The organism is Agriterribacter sp. (assembly GCF_035444585.1).
Lineage (GTDB): Bacteria > Bacteroidota > Bacteroidia > Chitinophagales > Chitinophagaceae > Agriterribacter.
On sequence record NZ_DAOMOZ010000375.1, the window covers coordinates 1 to 1,739 of the forward strand.

Here is a 1,739-nt window from a genome sequence, read left to right on the forward strand (position 1 = left end):
CACCATTGGGTAAAGCGGGTTATTGCTTTGTCGAAACAGGCGGGTGCACGCATTCAGGTATGCTGTACACAGGCTACCCAAAAAGCATTTGCAAAAGAGCTAATTAAAAACCGGGGAAGTGCGGAAGTTTCTTACCGGTATTTTGAGGATGTGGAAGACTTTCTGGTACTGGCAAGAGAAATACACAGTAATGACCTGATTATTGCTGTAAGCGCCAGGAAGGGAACCATATCCTATAACTCTTATATGGAAAACATGCCTGCAAAGCTGTTGAAGCATTTTGAAAAGAATAATTTTATACTTTTATATCCGGAGCAAAGGCAGGCGTTGTATATGGAAACCGGTGTGCAGCCGGAGGATCTTGTGCTTACTCCTATACAGGACCAGATAGATAATATTAATAAACTGAGCCGGGCAGTAAAAAAGATTTTTCAAAAATAATTTTTATCATTGTTTGCTTTTGCATATTAAATTAGATCCCATCATATGAATTTACAACCTATTCAGCGTGTGGAAGGTTTAACAAAGCAGGAGTTTACTGAACAATTTATCAGAACAAAAACGCCTGTTATTCTTAAAGACTTCATTAAGGGGCCTGCCGTGGATATTTGGAATTACGATTATTTTAAGGAAGTAGCAGGCGATCTTATTGTGCCGGTGCATGGCAGCGAAAACGCTCATCCGGATATGGTGCATAGCGCTCCCATGGCTAAAATGAAATTCAGCGAATACCTGGATCTTATACAGCGGGAACCTACAGAATCGCGGTTGTTTTTGTTTAACCTGCTGATAGAAAAGCCGGAGATAAGAAAGCAGTTGGTTTTTAATAAAATTGCCGACAATATACTTACCTGGTTGCCGCTTATGTTCTTTGGCGGCGGCGGCTCCAGCACCCGCAATCATTTTGATATTGATATGTCGCATGTTTTTCTTACTCAGTTTCACGGACAAAAAAAAGTGACGCTATTCCCCAATAACAATGCATCGCTCCTCTATAAACTCCCTTATAATTTTCATGGTATCGGCGATATGAAGAATATGGATTTTGAAAAATTTCCTGCGTTAAAATATGCCAATGGTTGGGAATGTGTAATAAGTTTTGGTGAAACATTATTTATGCCCGCGGGTTACTGGCATTATATACAATATGTAACGGGAGGATATTCTGTAAGCGTACGTGCCTTATCATCGGCCCGCGACAGGGTTACGGGTTTCAGCAATCTTGTATTTACCCGCAATTTTGATAATGCCATGAGAAAACTGCTGAAGGATAAATGGTATAATTATAAAGTGAAAGAAGCGTACAGCAGGGCCGAAAAAGCCATCCGGCAAATGGAACAGCAACATAACAGCAACGCTTAACCGGTCAAAATTCTACAATCGCGTATGCTTTGTTATCTACATAAGGCCCTCCGGGATGGCGGGCTGTATAATCAAGGTTGATCCAGTAACTGCCCGACTCTTCCCTATAGTATAAGCCCGTGAAGTTTTCAGTAGCAAATAAATGGGTAATGGCTTCCTGCAGTTCGGTAAAGTTTTTTTTATCGCCGCAATACAGCTCGGGGTATACATGGTTTTCGGTTAACACCATCCGGCATTTGCCGCCAATAGCTTTCAGGGCCGATATCATTAAAATAGTATGATCATCACAGTCTCCACCCATACCATTTTCAATGGTTTCCCTGGGCGAAGCAAAATATTCATCGCGGTCGGGGTCGGCCACGTATTTGAAGTTATTA

Annotated in this window: 2 protein-coding genes and 1 pseudogene; 2 read left to right on the forward strand and 1 reads right to left on the reverse strand. The window is 41.5% G+C overall.

Going from position 1 to position 1,739, the window contains the following annotated elements; all coding sequences use genetic code 11:
- Both PLH26_RS21645 and PLH26_RS21650 read left to right on the forward strand, forming a co-directional pair.
- A pseudogene (locus PLH26_RS21645) lies at window positions 1–441 on the forward strand (cation:proton antiporter); the annotation flags it as partial.
- Between the two features lie 45 nt (window positions 442–486).
- Window positions 487–1,362 carry a cupin-like domain-containing protein gene (locus PLH26_RS21650; RefSeq protein ID WP_324588092.1) on the forward strand — a complete coding sequence of 292 codons (876 nt, stop codon included), beginning with the start codon at window positions 487–489 and terminating at the stop codon, window positions 1,360–1,362.
- Between the two features lie 4 nt (window positions 1,363–1,366).
- Here the strand turns inward: PLH26_RS21650 and PLH26_RS21655 are convergent.
- Window positions 1,367–1,739: transglutaminase domain-containing protein (locus PLH26_RS21655; RefSeq protein ID WP_324588093.1), on the reverse strand; the 373-nt coding region annotated here is incomplete at its 5' end.

Coding starts and splice junctions, on each gene's coding strand:
- PLH26_RS21650 (WP_324588092.1), top strand. CDS start 487: ATGAATTTACAACCTATTCAGCGTGTGGAAGGTTTAACAAAGCAGGAG.